This is a genomic window from Pantoea piersonii (genome assembly GCF_003612015.1).
Taxonomy (GTDB): Bacteria; Pseudomonadota; Gammaproteobacteria; order Enterobacterales; family Enterobacteriaceae; genus Pantoea; species Pantoea piersonii.
The window spans coordinates 14,341-29,716 of the sequence record NZ_RARB01000001.1; the positions used below are offsets into that span (position 1 = coordinate 14,341).

The window sequence follows — 15,376 nt, forward strand, 5'->3', positions numbered from 1 at the left end:
CTCAGCTTTCGCTCATCAAACTGACCTGTGCGGCGACGATACGCCAGCCGTCCGGCAGCCGGACCCAGCTCTGCTGCTGGCGGCCAGTTTTAGTTGTGCCTTCGCGCGTGAACTCGGTGCTGCAAACCGCATACTCTTCACCGAAGGTGGTAATGACGCTGTTACGCAGGGTGCGCGCCAGTCCGGCGGCGGGACGCTGGGCGCGAAAGGCCCGGATCTGCTCGATGCCGTAGAGGTTCTCGCCCGCGCCGAGCCGTACGGTACGCTCATCGTGCCAGAAGAGGGCGTCCAGCGTATCGATATCATTGCTCACCAGCGCCTGCTCGTAGCGGTGAAAAGCGGCCGTTACCTCCGCCACGACGTGCGGCAAATTAATCTCTTCAGTTCTCATTTCGTTTATCCAGACAGGCTGGCGCCAGGGTAATGCCCTGCTGCTCAAGCGCAAAGGTGACGCGCAGCGCGGCGGTTTCATTAAAGGGGGCCGCAATCAGCTGTAGTCCGATCGGCAGGCCGCTTTTCGTCGCCAGCGGCACGCTGCACACCGGCAACCCCAGGAAGGAGATCGGCTGCGTCAGCATGCCCATGCTGGCGCGCGCGGGCAGATCGACGCCGTTAATGCGAATGCTTTCCTGACCGATCGGCGGCGCGACGCAGGGCGTGGCGGGCGCGATCAGCACATCGAAGCGCTCGAACAGCGGCAGAACCTGCTGCTGGAAATGGCGGCGGAAGCGCTGCGCCTGCACATACCAGGCGGCGGGCAACATCGCGCCCGCCAGCAGCCGCTCGCGCGAAGCGGGTTCGAAACGCTCCGGCGAGGCGCGCAGCGCGGGCAGATAGAGATTGCCGCCTTCGCAGGCGGTCAGGATAAAGGCCGCGGAACGCGCCAGCTCCGCTTCCGGCAGCGTCACCTCATCGCTGATATCCAGCGCCTGAGCGGCCCGCGCCAGCGCGTCGCGCGCGTCGTCGTCGCACCAGGCAGAGAAAAAGCCGCCCAGCAGCGCGCAGCGCTGACCGCGCACTTCCAGTCCGACCAGCGTCGGATCGGCAGGCCGGTCCGCCTGGAAGGCGTCATCGGCGTCGCGGCCCTGCAATATGTCATACACCAGCGCCAGATCTTCGACGCGGCGTGCGAAGGGGCCGATATGATCAAGGCTGCCGACAAACGGATGACTGCCGCTGCGCGACAGGCGGCCAAAGGTCGGCTTCAGGCCGAAGATGCCGCACAGTGACGCAGGCACGCGAATTGACCCGTTGGTGTCAGTGCCGAGGGAGAAGTGCGCCAGCCCGGCCGCCACCGCCGCAGCGGAGCCGCCCGACGATCCACCCGCCACGCGCGTCAGGTCATGGGGATTGCGCGTCGCGCCGAAGTGGGTGTTCTCAGTGGTAAACCCATAGGCGTAGGCATCCATATTCAGCATGCCGGAGAGCAACGCCCCGGCGCGGCTGAGACGCCTGATCGCCCAGGCGTCCTGCGTCGCCGCAGGACGATCCTGAAACAAGGCGGCGCCCGCCAGCGTGGTATGTCCCGCCACGTCGAACAGATTCTTCACCGCATAAGGAATGCCCGCCAGCGGCGGCAGGTTCTCGCCGCGCCGCCGCTGCGCATCGATCGCGTCAGCCTCGCGCAGCATGCGTTCGGCCGTAACGTCGGTCCAGGCGTTAATTGCCCGGTGGCGCTCAATGCCTTGCAGCGTCTGCTGCGCCACCTCGCGCGCGCTGAGATCGCCGCGCTGGATCGCCTGCTGCAGCGCCTGGAGAGAAAATTCGCTGAGGTTCATGGATGAAATACTCCCGCCACTTCCAGCCTCTCATCGAGAGGAAACGCCATCAGCGGCGCTGCCAGCGCGGCGATGCGTTCCAGCTGAATAACCAGCTCGGCGCGGCGCACGTCGTCCAGCTCCAGCGCCAGCAATTGCTCCATCTGCGCCAGATAGCGCGCCCAGTCTGTTGTCTGATTCATTGTGTTTCTCCTGTCAGAATCCGCTTGCGCTGCCGTTGCTGCGCGGATCGCATGCGCCTTCCAGCATGCCGTTGATATGGCGCACGATAGCGCCCGCGTGACCGACCGCCTCGCTGAAATCGGGCAGCAGCTCCACTTCATGCCCCAGCTGGCGCAGCCTGGCGACCGTCTCCGGCGCGAAGCGGCCTTCCAGCTTGAGCGAGTCAGATGCGTTGCCCCAGGTGCGCCCCAGCAACCAGCGCGGCGCGCTTACCGCCTGCTGCAGCGGCATGCCCTGAATCACATGTCGGGTAAAGATCGCCGCCTGGGTTTGCGGCTGTCCGTCGCCGCCCATTGAGCCGTAGACCAGCGTGCGGCCATCTTTCAGGCGCGCGGCGGCGGGATTAAGGGTGTGAAACGGCTGCTTGCCCGGCGCCAGCGCCAGCAGATGATCCGGATCGAGGCTAAAGGCGGCGCCGCGGTTCTGCCAGGTGATGCCGGTGCCGGGGATCACCACGCCGCTGCCGAACTCGTGATAGATGCTCTGAATAAAGGAGACGGCGAGGCCGCTGCTGTCCATCACGCCCATCCATACCGTGTCGCCTGGGCCACGTCCGGTTCCCCAGGGGGCGGCCTGCGCCTCGTCAATCTGGCTCGCCAGGGTGGCGAAATGATCCAGCGTTAACAGCGACTGCGCTTCGCACCTCATATGGCGCGGGTCGGTAATATGGCGATCGCGCAGGGCAAACGCTTTTTTCGTCGCTTCCACAATGCGGTGCACCGTCTGCGCTTCATCAGCCTGCGCCATCGCAAGATGATCGGTAATGCCGAGGATCGCCAGCGAGACCAGGCCCTGAGTCGGCGGCACCATATTCCACAGATCGCCTTCGCTGTGCGCCACGTGCAGCGGAACGCAGCGACGTGCGCGCTGCTGCTGCAAATCCGCCAGCGTCACCGGCATGCCGAGCGCCGACATCTCTCGCGCCAGGTGGCGCGCCAGCTCGCCGCGATAGAAGCTGTCGAGGCCTTGGTCGCTCAGCAGGCTGAGCGTCTGCGCCAGCGCCGGCTGGGTAAAGCGGCTGCCCTGGCGCGGCGGCTCGCCGTCCGGCATAAAGGTGGCGGTAAACCCCGGCTGATGTGCAAGTTCGTGCCGTTTGGCGGCGGTGGCGGCCGCCTGCGACGCGGTGACCGGAATGCCGTCGGCGGCATAGCGGATGGCGTCGCGCAGCAGGCGCGGCAGGGGCAGCGAGGCGCCGCCCAGCTCGCGAGAGAGCGCCAGCGCCTCCTGCCAGCCGCTCACCGTCCCGGCTACCGTTAAGGCTGCTTTCGGACCGCGATGCGGGATCGTGCCTTCGCCATGGTAGAAGTGGGGATGCGCCAGCGAACCCGCCGCGCCGCTGGCGTCGATAGCCACCGGCTCGCCGTTGGGCGGCAGCACCAGCCAGAAGCCGTCGCCGCCGAGGCCGTTCATATGGGGATAAACCACTGCGATGGTGGCAGCCGCGGCGACCATCGCCTCAAGGGCGTTGCCGCCGTCGCGTAGTACCGCCAGCGCGCTCTCGCTCGCCAGGTGATGTGGCGCGACCGCCATGCCCAGCGGAGCCATATTGCTCTGAATCATATTTACGCTTCTTATCGGGTGACAGAGCGAGGATCCAAGCAAGAGCCGTTCCAGTTTTTGCGGTCGCGCACGACAGCGGTAACCTGGATCGAATTATGCTAGCTTCTGCTGAAACGAAAGTTACAGGACGACGCATGAAACAGCTCGATGAACGACTCAGAAGCCACTATCCGCAGCTCTCGCCCCAGGAGCAGCGTATTGCGGATTTCGTCTTTGACCATTTCGACGATTTGATCAGCTACAACAGCGCCGAGCTGGCGCGGCTCAGCGGCGTGTCGAAAGCCACTGTCAGCCGCCTGTTCCGACGGCTGGGCTATGACAAATATAAAGATATGCGCGACGAACTGCGTATTCTGCGGCAGAGCGGTATGCCCTTGACCGACAACCGCGACGCGGTGCAGGGCAATACGCTGCTGGCGCGCCACTATAAGCAGGAGATGGCGAACCTGACGCAGTGGGTGAACGCGCTTGACGCGCAGCAGTTTGGCGAGGCGGTGCAGCAGATGACGCAGGCGAAACGTATTTTCGTTATCGGGATGCGTAACTCCTGGCCGCTGGCGCTGCACCTGCGCCAGCAGCTGCTGCAGGCCCGTTCCAGCGTCGCCGTACTGCCGCAGCCGGGCCAGACGCTGGCGGAAGAGGTGGTGGATATTACCGCCGACGATATGGTGATCGTTATGGCGTTTCGCCGTCGTCCGCGCCTGATCCGCCCGCTGATACAGCAGCTGCAGCAGCGTGATATTCCGCTGCTGGTGCTGTGCGAGCCGCAGGCGCAGTCGATGGCGGGCCTGGCGAGCTGGCAGCTCTGCGCGCCGCTCGACAGCGTATCCGCCTTCGACAGCTACGCTTCGGCGATGAGCCTGATCAATTTACTGACCAATGCGCTACTGCATGAAATGCTGTCGCAAGGTCGCCAGCGCATCCACCAGATCGCCGATCTCTACCTGCAGCTGGATGAGCTGGAGCACCGTTAACGAGCACCTTTTTGGTGCTTTGCCTCATTTTGATCCTCCTGCATCGGGCGGTGGAAATCCGCCTTAACTACCGTAATTAAGCCCTCTTGCCGTTTACCTCACCTCGTACTGCATTGGCACATTAGTTGCAAATAACAATTACAAGAATCTTTTGTTTCAGGTCAACTTACCGGGGTGCATAATGAAAAAAGTATTAATGGCGGTAGCGGCGGCAGCGTTATTCGTGATCCAGACCGGCAGCGCGCTGGCGGATCAGTTACAGGATATCGAGAAGCGCGGCGTGCTGCGCGTGGCGGTGCCGCAGGATTTCCCGCCGTTCGGATCGGTGGGCACCGATCTGCAGCCGCAAGGCTATGATATCGACACCGCGCGCTATCTGGCGAAACAGATGAAACTTAAGTTGCAGCTGGTACCGGTCACCAGCGCCAACCGCGTGCCCTATCTGCAAACCGACAAGGTCGATCTGGTGATCTCCAGCATGGGTAAAAACCCTGAGCGGGAGAAGGTAATCGATTTCAGCCGTGCCTATGCGCCCTTTTTCCTTGGCGTCTTTGGGCCAAAAGGCGAGGCGCTGAAAGACGCGGCGGCGCTCAGCGGCAAGAGTATTGGGGTCACGCGCGGCGCGGTAGAGGATATGGTGCTGAGCAGTCTTGCGCCGAAAGAGGCGCAGGTGAAGCGCTACGAGGACAACAACACCACGCTTTCGGCTTACCTCTCTGGACAGGTGCAGTACGTCGCGACCGGCAACCTGGTGATCGCGGCGATCGCGCGGCAGAATCCGCAAAAAGCGCCGGTAGCGCAGTTTATGCTGAAAGATTCGCCCTGCTTTATCGGCCTGAAGAAGGGGGAGCCGGCTCTGAAGGCGAAGGTCGACGCGCTGATTGAGCAGGGCATCAAAGACGGCACGCTCAACAAGCTGTCGGAAGAGTGGCTGAAAGCGCCGCTGCCCGCCAGCCTCGGCGCATAAGGGCGCATGATGCTCGGGCAACTTAACTTCCCTGCGCTCTGGCCCTACTGGCCAGAGTTGCTTGCCGGGCTGTGGGTCACCCTTCAGCTGACGGTGCTGGCCACCGTGGGCGGCGTCGGGCTGGGGATCCTTGGCGCGGCGCTGCGCAGCGGTAAAGCGAGCTGGGCCAGCCGTCTCTGGGGCCTCTATGTGGAGATCATCCGCAACACCCCGTTCGTGGTGCAGCTCTTCTTTATTGTTTTCGGTCTGCCTAATCTGGGACTGAAGCTGACGGCGGGCGAGGCGGCGCTGCTGGCGATGCTGATTAACCTCGGCGCCTACAGCACCGAGATTATCCGCGCCGGGATTCAGGTGACGCCGAAAGGGCAGTGGGAAGCGGGACGCGTGCTGGGCCTGACGCGCGCGCAGACCTTTTTGCGCGTGGTGCTGCCGCCGTCGCTGCAGCGCATCTATCCGGCGCTGGTAAGCCAGTGCATTATCGTGATGCTCGGTTCGTCGGTGGTGTCGCAGGTCTCTTATGAAGAGCTGACCTTCGCCGCCAACCTGATCCAGTCGCGCACCTTTTTAAGCTTCGAGGTCTATCTGGTGACCACGCTGATCTATCTGCTGTTATCGATCGCCATGCGGCAGGTGCTGCTGGCGCTGGGGCGTAAATGGTTTGGAGCGCAGCGATGATGACGACCTTTACCGACTGGGACATTCTGCGCAATCTGCTGCTGGCGGCGCGCTGGACGCTGCTGCTCTCGCTGACCGCCTTTGTCGGCGGCACGCTGGTGACGCTGCCGTTGCTCCTGCTGCGCCTGCTGCAGCGGAAATGGCTGACGCGGCTCATCCGCGCCTATACCGAGCTGTTCCAGGGCACGCCGCTGCTGATGCAGCTCTTTCTCGCCTTTTTCGGCGTCGGGCTGTTTGGCATCGACGTCGCGCCCTGGACCGCGGCCTCGCTCGCTCTGACCTTTTATACCAGCGCTTTTCTGCTCGATATCTGGTTCGGCAGCATCCACGCGCTGCCGAAAGGGCAGTGGGAAGCGTCGCGCTGCCTCGGCCTCAGCTTCGGCCAGACTCTGTGGCGGGTTATCGCGCCGCAGGCGCTGCGCATCGCCATCGCGCCGACGGTGGGCTTCGCCGTACAGGTGATCAAGGGCACCGCGCTCGCCTCAATTATCGGCTTTATCGAACTGACGAAAGCCGGAACCATTCTTAACAACGTGACCCTGCAGCCGTTCAAGGTGTTTGGGCTGGTCGCGCTGGGCTACTTTTTGATGTGCTACCCGCTGTCCCGCTACAGCCAGTATCTGGAGAAAAAATTCCATGCCGCTCATCACCATTAATCAGGTGCAGAAGTACTACGGCGATAATCACGTGCTGAAAGGCGTCGATCTCGATATCGAAATGGGTGAAGTGATCTCCATCATCGGCCGCAGCGGCTCAGGCAAAAGCACGCTGCTGCGCTGTATGAACGGTCTGGAGGGCTATCAGGAGGGCAGCATCAAGCTGGGCGGCATGACGATTACCGATCGCGATAGCCAGGCGCGCGACATCAGCCGTTCGGTCGGCATGGTGTTTCAGAACTTCAATCTCTTTCCCCATATGACCGCGCTGGAAAACGTGATGCTGGCGCCGCGCCGGGTGCTGAAGAAAGGCGAGGCGGCGTGCCGCGCGCTGGCGACGCAGATGCTGGAGAAAGTCGGCCTCGGCGAGCGCCTCGATTACTACCCGGCGAACCTCTCTGGCGGCCAGCAGCAGCGCGTCGCCATCGCCCGCGCGCTGGCAATGAACCCGAAGGTGCTGCTGTGCGACGAGATCACCTCGGCGCTCGATCCTGAGCTGGTGGGCGAGGTGCTGAAAGTGCTGGAGCAGCTCGCCGCCGAAGGAATGACGCTGATCCTGGTCACCCATGAGATGAATTTCGCGCGCGACGTCGGCGATCGCGTGGTCTTTATGCATCAGGGGCGCGTCTGGGAGCAGGGCAGCAGCAAAACCCTGTTCGCCGCGCCGCAGACGCCGGAGCTGAAGCAGTTTATCTCCTCGGTGCGACTCTAATTTCAGAAGGAAACCAATATGGAAAACCGCTACCCGCAAATTAATCCGCCGCAGCGTCTGCTGATGGGGCCTGGCCCGATCAACGCCGATCCGCGCGTGCTGCGCGCCATGTCGACTCAGCTGATCGGCCAGTACGATCCGGCGATGACGCACTATATGAACGAGGTGATGGCGCTCTATCGCGGCGTCTTCCGTACGGAAAACCGCTGGACGCTGCTGATTGACGGTACCTCACGCGCCGGGATCGAGGCGATCCTGCTGTCGGCGATCCGGCCTGGCGATCGGGTGCTGGTGCCGGTATTTGGCCGCTTCGGCCATCTGCTGTGCGAGATCGCCCGCCGCTGCCGCGCCGAGGTGCACACCATTGAGGTGCCCTGGGGGGAAGTCTTTACGCCGGATCGGATCGAAGATGCTATTAAGTGCGTTAAGCCACGCCTGCTGCTGACGGTACAGGGCGATACCTCGACCACCATGCTGCAACCGCTGGCGGAGCTGGGCGCGATCTGCAAAAAGTATGGCGTACTCTTCTATACCGATGCCACCGCGTCGCTCGGCGGCAACGCGCTGGAGACCGACGCCTGGGGGCTGGATGCGGTATCGGCAGGCATGCAGAAGTGCCTCGGCGGCCCGTCCGGCACCTCGCCCATCACCTTAAGCCCGCAGATGGAAGAGGCTATCCGCAGGCGTAAATGCGTTGAGGAGGGGATCCGTACCGCCGAGCATCAGGATGGCGATGAGGAGATGATCTACTCGAACTATTTCGATCTCGGCATGATCATGGATTACTGGGGGCCGGAGCGGCTTAACCACCATACCGAGGCGACCACCGCGCTGTTCGGCGCGCGGGAGTGCGCCCGTCTTATTCTGCAGGAAGGGCTGGACGCAGGCATTGCGCGCCACAAGCTGCACGGCGACGCGCTGCTGAAGGGCATTCAGGGCATGGGGCTGGAGACCTTCGGCGATCTGAAGCACAAGATGAACAACGTGCTCGGCGTGGTGATCCCGCAGGGCGTCAACGGCGACCAGGTGCGCAAGCTGATGCTGGAAGATTTCGGCATTGAGATCGGCACCTCGTTTGGCCCGCTGCACGGCAAGGTATGGCGCATCGGCACCATGGGCTATAACGCGCGGAAAGATTGCGTCATGACCACGCTGGCGGCGCTGGAAGCAGTGCTGACGCACGTCGGCTTCCGCGCGACGCAGGGCGCGGCGATGCAGGCGGCCTGGGATCACTACGGGAGCGGCGCATGATGATGAACGCCGCTGAGGCGCAACTGGCCGCTGAACGCGTAATGGCGCGCTGCGACGCGCTGGCGGCGATCAGCGAATCGCCCGATCACCTGACGCGCGTCTATCTCTCGCCGGAGCATCTGCGCGCCAACGCCCAGGTAGGCGAGTGGATGGCGCAGGCCGGCATGCGCGTCTGGCAGGATGAAGTCGGCAATATCTGCGGCCGCTACGAAGGCGCGAGCAGCGGGGCACGTGCGCTGCTGCTCGGCTCGCATCTCGACACGGTACGCAACGCCGGACGCTACGACGGGATGCTGGGAGTGCTGACCGCGATTGAAACCGTACAGTGGCTCCATGAGAAACAGCTGCGCCTGCCGCTGGCGGTGGAGGTGGTCGGGTTCGGCGATGAAGAAGGAACGCGCTTTGGCATTACGCTGCTCGGCAGTCGCGGCATCGCCGGCAGCTGGCCGGAAAGCTGGCCGATGCACCCGGACGGCAACGGCATTACCGTCGCGCAGGCGATGACGGACGTAGGGCTGGATGCCGACACTATTCCGCGCGCCGCCCGTGACCTTAACGCCATCGTCGCCTATCTTGAACTGCATATCGAACAGGGGCCTTGTCTGGAGCAGGCCGGGCTGGCGCTGGGCGTCGTCACCGCCATCAACGGCGCGCGTCGTCTTAGCTGCCGCTTCACTGGCGAGGCGGGCCATGCGGGTACGGTGCCGATGACGCACCGCAAAGACGCGCTGGCGGCGGCGGCGGAGTGGATGGTGTTTATCGAGGCGACGACGCGCGAGCAGGATCCGCAGCTGGTGGCGACGGTCGGTACCCTGAGCTGCGCGCCCGGCGCGGTTAACGTTATTCCCGGCGAGGTCGTTCTGTCGCTGGACGTGCGCGGCCCGGAAGATCTGCCGCTGGAACGGCTGCTGTCGAGCCTGCTGACCCAGGGCGAGGCGATCGCGCTGCGACGTGGCCTGCGCTTCGAGGCGGAGGAGTATTACCGCATCAGCGCCACCGCCTGCGACGGTCAGCTGCGTCAGGCGCTGAGCAGCGCCGTAGAGACGGTGCAGGGCCGCACGCTGGCGCTGCCGAGCGGCGCGGGCCATGACGCCATCGCCATCGCCGAGCGCTGGCCGGTCGGCATGCTGTTTGTGCGTAACGAACGCGGCATCAGCCACCATCCGGCGGAGGCGGTGATGACCGACGACGTGGCGCTGGCGGTGCGCGCTTATCTGCACGCCGTGTGCCAGCTGGCACAGCGGAGCGCGTAATGAACCTTGTGACCTTTAACGCGCTGCCTTATGACGCGGCGCAGGCCGTAATCGCCCATTGCGTGGCGATCCCGCGCTGGCAGCAGGCGCTGACGGCCGCGCGTCCCTTTGCCTCCGTGTCGGCCTTGCTGGAGGCGGCGGAAAGGCTGGCGCAGGCGTGGGACAGCGAGGATCTTGAACAGGCGCTGACAGCGCATCCGCGCATCGGCGAGCGCGCCAGCGGCGCGGACAAAGAGGCGGCGCTGTCGCGTCAGGAGCAGTCAGCGATGGGCGACGCCGACGCGGCGCTGAAGCAGGCGATGCTGGCGGGCAATCAGGCCTATGAAGCGCGCTTTGGCCGCGTTTTCTTAATTCGCGCCCGTGGGCGCAGCGGCGAAGAGATGCTGGCGCAACTTCAGCGTCGCCTGAGTCATGACGAAGAGACCGAAACGCGCGAAGCGCTGCAGCAATTACGCGAAATTACCCTGTTGCGTCTGAAGGAGAGCCTGACATGAGCACTATCACTACCCATATTCTGGACACCGCGCTGGGCAAACCGGCGGTCGGCGTCGCCGTCTCGCTTGAGCAGAATAGCCCGGAGGGCTGGCTGCCTGTCTGCGAAGGCACCACGGACAGCGACGGGCGCGTTAGTGAGTTAACGCCGGAGCCGCTCGCCCCCGGCCACTATCGCCTGACCGCAGAGATTGGCGACTACTTTGCTATAGACGGACGCGATGCGCTCTATGTCTCTGCGCAAATCGACTTTGTGATTGCCGAAGCGGGCAGCCATTTTCATCTGCCTTTTTTGATTTCGCCCTGGTCGTGGTCGACCTATCGCGGTAGCTAAATTTGAAAGCCTGCGGCTATCAATACCGTCGGTTCAGCCAAATAGTGTTTATACAAGCGTAACGTTATCGTAGCCGGGTAATCAAAAGCCAACGGAGCCGATAATGAGCACGCCAGAAAATAACGATAATGCAGCCGCCGCAGGTAAATGCCCTTTTCCCCATGGCGCCACGGAAGAAAAAAGCCCGAGCGCGAGTGGAGCCGAAGCAGGTAAATGTCCTTTCCACCATGGCGCTTCCGAAGAGAAAAGCGTTCTGGCGCGCGGCGCCGGTAGCGGTACCAGCAACCGCGACTGGTGGCCCAACATGCTGCGTGTCGATCTGTTAAACCAGCACTCCAGCCGTTCCAACCCGCTCAGCGACGATTTCAACTACCGCGAAGAGTTCAGCAAGCTCGACTATTCAGCGCTGAAAGCGGACATCCGCGCGCTGCTGACCGACTCGCAATCCTGGTGGCCAGCCGACTGGGGCAGCTATATCGGCCTGTTTATCCGTATGGCGTGGCACAGCGCGGGCACCTACCGCACCGTCGACGGTCGCGGCGGCTCTGGCCGCGGTCAGCAGCGTTTTGCGCCGCTCAACTCCTGGCCGGACAACGTCAGCCTGGATAAAGCGCGTCGTCTGCTGTGGCCGGTGAAACAGAAGTATGGTCAGAAAATTTCCTGGGCCGATCTCTATATCCTTGCGGGCAACGTCTCGCTGGAGAACGCCGGCTTCCGTACCTTCGGCTTCGGCGCCGGACGTGAAGACGTGTGGGAGCCGGATATGGATGTCGACTGGGGCAACGAAACCGAATGGCTGGCGCACCGCCATCCGGAAAGCCTTGCGAACGCACCACTCGGCGCGACGGAAATGGGCCTGATCTACGTCAACCCGGAAGGGCCGGAAGCGAGCGGCAACCCGGCATCAGCCGCGCCGGCGATCCGCGCCACCTTCGGCAATATGGGTATGAATGATGAAGAGATCGTCGCCCTGATCGCTGGCGGTCATACGCTGGGCAAAACTCACGGCGCGGGCGCCGCCAGCCATCTCGATGTCGATCCGGAAGCCTCTCCGATTGAAGCGCAGGGTCTGGGCTGGAGCAGCAGCTACGGCAGCGGCGCAGGCGCGGACGCCATTACTTCCGGTCTGGAAGTGGTCTGGACGCAAACACCGACCCAGTGGAGCAACTACTTCTTCGAAAACCTGTTCAAATATGAGTGGGTGCAGACGCACAGCCCGGCAGGCGCGATCCAGTTTGAAGCCAGCAACGCCGACGCGATTATCCCCGATCCCTTTGATCCGGAGAAAAAGCGTAAGCCGACCATGCTGGTTACCGATCTGACGCTGCGCTTCGACCCGGAATTTGAAAAGATCTCTCGTCGCTTCCTTAACGATCCGCAGGCGTTTAACGAAGCCTTTGCCCGCGCATGGTTCAAGCTGACCCACCGCGATATGGGGCCAAAAGCGCGCTACCTGGGACCGGAAGTGCCGAAAGAAGATCTGCTGTGGCAGGATCCGCTGCCGGCGGCGATCCATCAGCCGAGCGACAGCGACATCAGCGAGCTGAAAGCAAAAATCGCTGCGTCGGGACTGAGCGTAAGCCAGCTGGTTTCCGCAGCCTGGGCGTCCGCTTCTACCTTCCGCGGCGGCGACAAGCGCGGCGGTGCGAACGGCGCGCGTCTGGCGCTGGCGCCGCAGAAAGAGTGGGCGGTTAACGCCAGCGTTATTCGTGACGTGCTGCCGGTGCTGCAGGATATTCAGCAGACCTCAGGCAAAGCCTCGCTGGCGGATGTGATCGTCCTGGCGGGCAACGTCGGGATCGAAATGGCAGCCGCGGCGGCTGGTGTGGCGGTACAGGTGCCCTTTACGCCGGGCCGCGTCGATGCGCGTCAGGATCAGACCGACATTGAATCCTTCGCTTTACTGCAGCCGCTGGCGGATGGTTTCCGTAACTATCGCCGCGTGCAGGGCGGTTCATCGACCGAAACGCTGCTGCTGGACAAAGCGCAGCAGCTGACCCTGAGCGCCCCGGAGCTGACGGTGCTGCTGGGTGGTCTGCGCGTGCTGGGAACCAACTTCGACGGCAGCAACCGCGGCGTCTTTACCGAGCGTCCCGGCGTGTTGAGCACAGATTTCTTCGTGAACCTGCTGGATATGCGCACCGCCTGGCGCGCCACCGATGAGAGCGCCGAGCTGTTTGAAGGGCGCGATCGTCAGAGCGGGGAAGTGAAGTACCACGCGACCCGCGCCGATCTGGTATTTGGTTCTAACGCCATCCTGCGCGCGCTGGCGGAAGTGTACGCCAGCAGCGATGCGCACCAGAAGTTTGTTACTGACTTTGTGGCCGCCTGGACCAAAGTGATGAATCTGGATCGCTTCGATATCTGATTGACGCATTAGCAGTCAGTAAAAAGCCGCAGCCTGAACCGCTGCGGCTTTTTTATTGCCGGTGCCAGCGCGATGGCCGAAGCACGGCTCCTGCGCTGGCCTGCGCCTTACCTGACGCGAATTGTCAGTGCCTCCTCCGCGGGCGAGGGGGATCGGCGCTTTATTGCGTCCACGTAAAATCGTCGGCGTCGCGCCAGGCCGGAAAGCGCTCACGATAAGCGTTCAGGGTCTCCAGCGACAGCGTTGCGTCGAGCCGCGCCTGCGTAAAGGGCGCCGCCTCGCTGAGGATCTCGCCCTGCGGCGAAATAATCCGGCTGTCGCCGCTGTAGTGATGCTGGTTACCGTCGCTGCCGACGCGGTTGCAGCCCGCCACATAAGCCTGATTCTCAATAGCGCGCGCCAGCAGCAGCGCTTGCCAGTGCAACGCGCGCGGCGCGGGCCAGTTCGCTACATAGAGCGCCAGATCGTAGTCGTTGCGGTTGCGCGCGAACACCGGGAAGCGCAGGTCGTAGCAGATCTGCGGCAGGATGCGCCAGCCGCGCCACTGCAGCACTTCACGCGTCGTCCCTGGCTGATAGTGATGATGCTCGTCCGCCATGCGGAACAGGTGCCGCTTGTCATACTGGTGCAGCGTGCCGTTCGGCTCTACCAGCAGAAAGCGGTTCACCGCGCCTTTCTCAGTCTGGATCGCCGCGCTGCCGCCTACCAGCGCGTCGCTCGCCTCGGCGTGGCGGTGCAGCCACTCCACCACCTGCGCCTGCGGCAGGGAACGCTGCGCCGCTTCCATGGCGAATCCGGTCGTGAACATCTCCGGCAGCAGGATCAGATCGCGGCCCGTCACGCCCTCAAGTACGGCGTCGAAATGACGCAGGTTCGCTTCGCCATCCATCCAGTGCAGGGTTTCCTGCAAAACGGTAATCTTTAAATCTGACATAAGCGCTCCGCGGCGGCGTCCAGCGTCGCCTCCTGTTTGGCGAAGCAGAGGCGGATCAGCCTGTGCGGGAAGGGGCCGGCGCAGAACACCGATAGCGGGATCGCCGCCACGCCCACCTCTTTCGTCAGCCACTGACAGAAGCTTACGTCATCGAGATCGGAGATGGCGCTGTAGTCCGCCAGCAGAAAGTAGGTGCCTTCGCACGGCAGCACCTTAAAGCGGCTCTTCCCCAGCGCCTGCGCCAGACGGTCGCGGCGCGCGCGGTAAAACGACGGCAGCTCGCGGTAGTGTTCCGGCGCGTCGCGCAGCATATCGGCAATCGCCAGCTGCGCGGGCGTATTGACCGCAAAGGTCAGATACTGATGCACCTTGCGGATCTCCGCGCTGATGGCGGCGGGCGCGACGCTGTAGCCCACTTTCCAGCCGGTCATATGAAAGGTTTTGCCGAATGAGGAGACGGCGATGGCGCGCTCGCGCAGCTGCGGATGCGCCAGTACGCTGGCGTGGCCCGCCTCATCGAAGCAGATATGCTCGTAGACCTCGTCGCTCAGCACGTAAATTTCCCGATCGGCAATCGCCTGCCAGAGCGCGGCGAAATCTGCTTTACGCCAGACGGTGGCGGAAGGGTTGTGCGGCGTATTAAGGATAACCAGACGCGTTTTGCTGGAGAGCAAACGGGCGAACGCTGCCCAGTCGACGCGAAAGCCCGGCGGCTGCAGCGCGATGCGCTTCAGCACGCCTCCTGACAGCTCGACGGCAGGCGCATAGCTGTCGTAGCTTGGGTCGAAGCAGATCACCTCATCGCCCTGGCGCACCAGCGCCGTGATCGCCGCGTAGAGCGCTTCGGTCGCGCCAGCGGTCACGGTGATATCGCTTTCGACGTTGGGCCGGTAGCCATAAAGCTCAGCGGTTTTCCCGGCGATCGCTTCGCGCAGCGGCAGGGCGCCGGTCATCGGCGCATACTGATTCGCGCCCTGGCTGACGTGATGCGCCAGGCGCTCCTGCAGATAGCGCGGGCCATCGAAATCGGGAAAACCCTGAGAGAGGTTAATGGCGTTATGCTGCTGCGCCAGCGCACTCATTTGGGTAAAAATGGTGGTGCCGAGAGCGGGAAGTTTACTCTCCGGCGTCAGATTGGGCTGCGTCATGGTTAATTGCCTTAAGCGCGAATGTCGTTGCGGAGTAACCCTGTGTTGAAGC

General features: G+C 63.2%; 16 protein-coding genes. 10 read left to right on the plus strand and 6 right to left on the minus strand.

The genetic code is table 11. The features are described from left to right. Window position 1 precedes the first annotated feature (1 nt). The 4 genes from hpxZ to D7S44_RS00100 are packed head-to-tail and all read right to left on the minus strand — an operon-like array spanning window position 2 to window position 3,560. Window positions 2-391: an oxalurate catabolism protein HpxZ gene (hpxZ, locus tag D7S44_RS00085; protein WP_120451131.1), complete on the minus strand. Its 390-nt coding sequence runs from the start codon at window positions 389-391 to the stop codon at window positions 2-4. Beyond that, a complete protein-coding gene (locus D7S44_RS00090) occupies window positions 381-1,778 on the minus strand; it encodes an AtzE family amidohydrolase (protein WP_120451132.1) in 1,398 nt (465 codons plus the stop codon). The genes hpxZ and D7S44_RS00090 overlap by 11 nt, the downstream gene beginning before the upstream one ends. Then, entirely contained in the window at window positions 1,775-1,960 is a 186-nt protein-coding gene (hpxX, locus tag D7S44_RS00095; RefSeq protein WP_120451133.1) for an oxalurate catabolism protein HpxX, read from the minus strand. Before hpxX ends, D7S44_RS00090 begins: the two co-directional genes overlap by 4 nt. Before the next feature lie 13 nt (window positions 1,961-1,973). After that, window positions 1,974-3,560: a gamma-glutamyltransferase family protein gene (locus D7S44_RS00100; RefSeq protein WP_120451134.1), complete on the minus strand. Its 1,587-nt coding sequence runs from the start codon at window positions 3,558-3,560 to the stop codon at window positions 1,974-1,976. Between the two features lie 134 nt (window positions 3,561-3,694). Between D7S44_RS00100 and hpxU the strand changes: the two genes are divergently transcribed. From hpxU to katG, 10 genes are all read left to right on the plus strand, one after another. After that, window positions 3,695-4,534, plus strand: a complete 840-nt coding sequence (gene hpxU / locus D7S44_RS00105; protein ID WP_120451135.1) for a MurR/RpiR family transcriptional regulator HpxU — start codon at window positions 3,695-3,697, stop codon at window positions 4,532-4,534. Between the two features lie 181 nt (window positions 4,535-4,715). Next, window positions 4,716-5,501, plus strand: coding sequence for a transporter substrate-binding domain-containing protein (locus D7S44_RS00110; protein ID WP_120451136.1), 786 nt, complete (start codon window positions 4,716-4,718; stop codon window positions 5,499-5,501). Between the two features lie 9 nt (window positions 5,502-5,510). Next, window positions 5,511-6,176, plus strand: coding sequence for an amino acid ABC transporter permease (locus D7S44_RS00115; protein ID WP_120452811.1), 666 nt, complete (start codon window positions 5,511-5,513; stop codon window positions 6,174-6,176). Continuing rightward, on the plus strand, window positions 6,176-6,832 hold the full coding sequence (locus D7S44_RS00120; protein WP_120452809.1) for an amino acid ABC transporter permease: 657 nt from the start codon (window positions 6,176-6,178) through the stop codon (window positions 6,830-6,832). Before D7S44_RS00115 ends, D7S44_RS00120 begins: the two co-directional genes overlap by 1 nt. Beyond that, on the plus strand, window positions 6,813-7,544 hold the full coding sequence (locus D7S44_RS00125) for an amino acid ABC transporter ATP-binding protein (RefSeq protein ID WP_120451137.1): 732 nt from the start codon (window positions 6,813-6,815) through the stop codon (window positions 7,542-7,544). The genes D7S44_RS00120 and D7S44_RS00125 overlap by 20 nt, the downstream gene beginning before the upstream one ends. Before the next feature lie 18 nt (window positions 7,545-7,562). Continuing rightward, window positions 7,563-8,795 carry a pyridoxal-phosphate-dependent aminotransferase family protein gene (locus D7S44_RS00130; protein WP_120451138.1) on the plus strand — a complete coding sequence of 411 codons (1,233 nt, stop codon included), beginning with the start codon at window positions 7,563-7,565 and terminating at the stop codon, window positions 8,793-8,795. Next, window positions 8,792-10,048 (plus strand): allantoate amidohydrolase, encoded by a 1,257-nt coding sequence (hpxK, locus tag D7S44_RS00135; RefSeq protein WP_120451139.1) that lies wholly within the window; start codon window positions 8,792-8,794, stop codon window positions 10,046-10,048. The genes D7S44_RS00130 and hpxK overlap by 4 nt, the downstream gene beginning before the upstream one ends. Then, the gene (gene uraD, locus D7S44_RS00140; protein ID WP_120451140.1) at window positions 10,048-10,542 is read left to right on the plus strand and encodes a 2-oxo-4-hydroxy-4-carboxy-5-ureidoimidazoline decarboxylase; all 495 of its coding nucleotides are present in this window, start codon (window positions 10,048-10,050) and stop codon (window positions 10,540-10,542) included. The genes hpxK and uraD overlap by 1 nt, the downstream gene beginning before the upstream one ends. Further along, a complete protein-coding gene (gene uraH / locus D7S44_RS00145) occupies window positions 10,539-10,874 on the plus strand; it encodes a hydroxyisourate hydrolase (protein ID WP_120451141.1) in 336 nt (111 codons plus the stop codon). Before uraD ends, uraH begins: the two co-directional genes overlap by 4 nt. Before the next feature lie 103 nt (window positions 10,875-10,977). Further along, a complete protein-coding gene (katG, locus tag D7S44_RS00150) occupies window positions 10,978-13,242 on the plus strand; it encodes a catalase/peroxidase HPI (protein ID WP_120451142.1) in 2,265 nt (754 codons plus the stop codon). Between the two features lie 160 nt (window positions 13,243-13,402). On the opposite strand, the gene D7S44_RS00155 is transcribed toward katG, so the two are convergent. Together D7S44_RS00155 and D7S44_RS00160 are read right to left on the minus strand one after the other, a co-directional pair. Further along, window positions 13,403-14,176, minus strand: a complete 774-nt coding sequence (locus tag D7S44_RS00155) for an amidohydrolase (RefSeq protein WP_120451143.1) — start codon at window positions 14,174-14,176, stop codon at window positions 13,403-13,405. Then, window positions 14,164-15,324, minus strand: a complete 1,161-nt coding sequence (locus D7S44_RS00160) for a pyridoxal phosphate-dependent aminotransferase (RefSeq protein ID WP_120451144.1) — start codon at window positions 15,322-15,324, stop codon at window positions 14,164-14,166. Before D7S44_RS00160 ends, D7S44_RS00155 begins: the two co-directional genes overlap by 13 nt. Window positions 15,325-15,376: the final 52 nt, after the last annotated feature.